The organism is Cytophagia bacterium CHB2 (assembly GCA_030263535.1).
Taxonomy (GTDB): domain Bacteria; phylum Zhuqueibacterota; class Zhuqueibacteria; order Zhuqueibacterales; family Zhuqueibacteraceae; genus Coneutiohabitans.
In genome coordinates this window covers 1-3,574 of record SZPB01000504.1, presented here as the reverse complement: position 1 = coordinate 3,574, position 3,574 = coordinate 1, and the positions used below count along the sequence as shown (strand labels likewise).

The window sequence follows — 3,574 nt, the reverse complement described above, 5'->3', positions numbered from 1 at the left end:
CTGCTGGCGTATTCAGATTTTGTCCCGCAGCTCTTCGGCCTTGGCCACAAATTCACTGCTCGGAAATTCCTGAATCAACCGATCGAAAGCTTCGCGCGCCTCCTGGCGACGATTGAGCTTGGTATAGCATTGGCCCAACATCAGCAAGGCATCATCCCGTTTGAGCGACTTTGAATATTCGAGTACTCTATTGAAGTCAGCCATCGCGGCTTGCGGGTTGCCCATTTGATACTCCGCCTCGCCTCTCCAATAATAGCAATTACTGGCCAGGCTATGATTGGGGAATTGGCTGAGCAACGCCGAAAATTTTTCACTCGCTTCAGCGTATCGCTTGAGATAAAAACTGTTCAGGGCATCCTCATATGCCCGGGAAAAACTGCTGGACGGGGCAGCCGGCGGCGCCGCGGCCGTCATCTTCGGCATTTTCTGCAAATTCTTTTCCAAACCAACGGCCTGATTCTTTTGTGAAACGAGAGCCGCTTGCAGCGACGAAATCTCGCTTTCTTTGCTGTCGATTTCCTGATTGATTTCTTCAACTTGCGATTTCAAGCGGATGTATTCTTCCATATCGTCGCGCCGGGCATTGTCCAGGGTCTCATGATCAGAGCTTTCACCGTCAGAGCCCTCCAAATCCGCCAGGAGAGTCTGCAAATCGTCGCCGCTGCGCGATGCCTCACGTGCCGCCACTTCCCCGGACGATTCGTCGAATACGCTCAAATCGCTGAAGGTTTCATCAAGCGGGCTTTCGGCGGCAGAACGGCCGAGAAATTTCGTGATGCCGAAACGCATGCTCGCATAATTATCCGGGCCGCCAGGCTGCGTATCGAGATTTTGGCTGGTGGTATAATGAAAAGCGCCGTTGAGGTTCAAGGCCACGGTGGGCGAGACCAGGTAGCGCACACCCAAACCGGCAAGGGCGCTGCCATCATTAATGCGCTTGTTTGTTGCCTGCTGAATGGCGGGCCGGAAGCCTTTGTAATTCATGCCGCCGGCGCCGATCATGAGATAGGGATGCAGCTTGCCGGTATTGACAATTTCATAATCAAACAAAAGCTGTGCATAGAGCAGCGAGGATTTGACTGCAACCGACTGCCGCGTCCCCGCCGAAGTGACGCCGGGGAAATTAAACGGCACCGTGGCGAAGCCCAAAACCAGGCTACCGCCAAAGCGGCTGGAGAAACGCTGACCCAACAGTCCTTCGACGCCGAGACCAAGGCCCGAGCGCTTGTTGTAGGTCACCAGCTTTTGCGTACCCCCGCTCAGCCCGAACAAGAAACCTTGCGGCAAGCTCTGCGCGTCCGCGAGACCCGCGAACATGCTGACGGCGGCGGCGGTGAGAATGATATTAAGGCGTGCCCATCTCATAACAGCTCTCCTGAGTAGTGTTGCGTCCTTGCACCAGCATTTTTTTAAGACTCTTGCGATGAAACTCTTGCAACGGCGGTTTGAGAATCGCGCCGGAGTCCTAAAAAGGGCTGTAACTCAACCGGGATGACTTCCGTGATCGTGATATTTTGATTCGAATGAAGGTTATAAGCCCTGACCAGTTCTTCCATTTTAGCTTTAAGCGGCGCGATGCTTTCACAATCGCGCCCTTGTTCCACTTCGCGGCGCAGAGTAACAATGGCATCGCCGATTTGTTCAAAATAATAATTCGACATCGACTGGTTGATCAATCCTTCGACTGAGGCGTTGACGTTTTTCTCCTTGGCCGCCAGTTTGCGCAAGGTGCTTTTCAGATGAAAGAGATTGAGTTCCTTTGCCAGTTGCTGCTCCAGGCCGAGATAGATGAAAAGCGCCGGCTGCTTTTTATAATAATCGGTTTTCAACGCGACATTTGACAGCAGGTATTGCTCGACGAGAACCCGTTCTTCAAACGTAACTTTCCGATGGCTGGCATAGCGCAGCGCATTGGCGTCGGCATGGTATTCCACTCGAATCATCAAATCGGCAAAGGTAAAATAAAAAAGCTCGTTCATGGTCTCTTACTTTCACTGAAACTCTCGTCCATCCTCAAACGCCGCCAACGCATAGCGGATCGCCTCCGCGAGGCAATCTGTCTGCCATTCGGCTGTGAGTGTCGCTTGACCGATGGTTTGCAACATAACCATGCGAATGGCGCCGGCAGCATTTTTTTTATCGCGTGCCATCAGATACTCTATTTCGTCCATAGAAATACCGCCCAATTGTATGGATAGCGGAAGGTTGCGCAGAAATTTATCCAACCGCGCAAACTCCGAATCCGCCAAATATTGCGATTTTGTTGCAATATAGGCTTCTGCCAGCATGCCAATCCAAACTGCTTCGCCGTGGCGCAGGCCGGTAAAACCGTGAGCTGCCTCCAAAGCATGCCCAATCGTGTGACCAAAATTTAACAACCCGCGCAAACCCGCTTCGCGCTCATCCCGGCTGACGATCTCGCTTTTAATTTCACAGCTGCGGCGGATGGCCTCCGTCATCGTTTCCTCCTCCACGGCCATAATGCGGTCCCGCTTGTTTTCCAAAAATTCGAAATAAGGGCGGTCATAAATCAATGCATGTTTGACGATCTCCGCAAAGCCCGCTGCGATTTCATGCGGCGGCAACGTGTGCAACGTTTCGATATCAATCAGCACCAGCCTGGGCTGATGAAACGCGCCGATCATGTTCTTGCCCAGGCGATGATTGACGCCCACTTTGCCTCCAATGCTCGCATCAACTTGCGCCAACAGAGTGGTCGGCATTTGTATAAACGGAGTACCACGCATATAACACGAGGCCGCAAAGCCCGCAAGATCGCCGATCACGCCGCCGCCCAATGCCAGCACCACGGTTTGACGATCACACTGCAGCTCCAACATGCGCCCAATGATGAAATCGATCGTGGTGAGAGACTTCTGAGGCTCGCCGTCAGGAACGCTAATTTTATCCGCGGTTAGTCCTGCGTGGCTTAAGCTCAGCATCACGCGTTCACCATAATACTGATCAACGATTTCATTCGTGATAACTACAAAACGTGAGCCAGCATCAAAGCGCCGCAGGTGTTCCCCGGTTTGCGCCAAAAGTGCCGGCGCGATCAAGATCGGATAACGCCGGGCGCCCAATTCTACGTGCAATGTTATCATAGTGATTTGCCTCGTGTTTAGAAGAGTTGACTGAGGGAACAAGCGAAGGATGGGTTGTTAGACGGAGCAAACGTTTTTCTTCGGGGAGAAAAAAAGAGAAGCATCGCACTCCGTTTGCGATTACAAAATAGTTTGACGATCCTGGCCGACACGACCAGGCGCGGCGACATGAGCTTGCCGACGTGAGGAATGGATTTTGAGTATCTGCAGCGGTTTCACCAGGGCGATGCCTGCAACAAAACCGCCGAGGTGTGCGAACCAAGCCACACCGCCGCCATCGCCCTGCTTCAGCCGAACATATCCATAACCGATCTGCACGGCAAACCAGATGAACATGTAAACCAGGACCGGCTGACGCATCAATCCTAAAAACGGCGTAAAAAACAAAACCGTGCAACGCGGATAGATGACGAGATAAGCGCCCATCACCGCGCTAATCGCGCCGCTTGCGCCGATCATCGCGGCGGACT

The 3,574-nt window shown here is 52.7% G+C and carries 4 protein-coding genes; all 4 read right to left on the bottom strand.

The genetic code is table 11. The annotated features are described in order from the left end of the window. Positions 1–12: 12 nt before the first annotated feature. Entirely contained in the window at positions 13–1,365 is a 1,353-nt protein-coding gene (locus FBQ85_28015; GenBank protein MDL1878979.1) for a tetratricopeptide repeat protein, read from the bottom strand. A gap of 44 nt (positions 1,366–1,409) precedes the next feature. Beyond that, positions 1,410–1,979 carry a hypothetical protein gene (locus FBQ85_28010; protein ID MDL1878978.1) on the bottom strand — a complete coding sequence of 190 codons (570 nt, stop codon included), beginning with the start codon at positions 1,977–1,979 and terminating at the stop codon, positions 1,410–1,412. Between the two features lie 12 nt (positions 1,980–1,991). Next, positions 1,992–3,104: a 3-dehydroquinate synthase gene (gene aroB / locus FBQ85_28005; GenBank protein ID MDL1878977.1), complete on the bottom strand. Its 1,113-nt coding sequence runs from the start codon at positions 3,102–3,104 to the stop codon at positions 1,992–1,994. 120 nt (positions 3,105–3,224) lie between these two features. Next, the coding region (locus FBQ85_28000; GenBank protein MDL1878976.1) for a rhomboid family intramembrane serine protease at positions 3,225–3,574 on the bottom strand (350 nt) is incomplete at its 5' end.

Excerpts from the sequence above, each read along its gene's own strand:
- FBQ85_28015 (MDL1878979.1), bottom strand. The coding sequence starts at position 1,365 with ATGAGATGGGCACGCCTTAATATCATTCTCACCGCCGCCGCCGTCAGC.
- FBQ85_28010 (MDL1878978.1), bottom strand. The coding sequence starts at position 1,979 with ATGAACGAGCTTTTTTATTTTACCTTTGCCGATTTGATGATTCGAGTG.
- aroB (MDL1878977.1), bottom strand. The coding sequence starts at position 3,104 with ATGATAACATTGCACGTAGAATTGGGCGCCCGGCGTTATCCGATCTTG.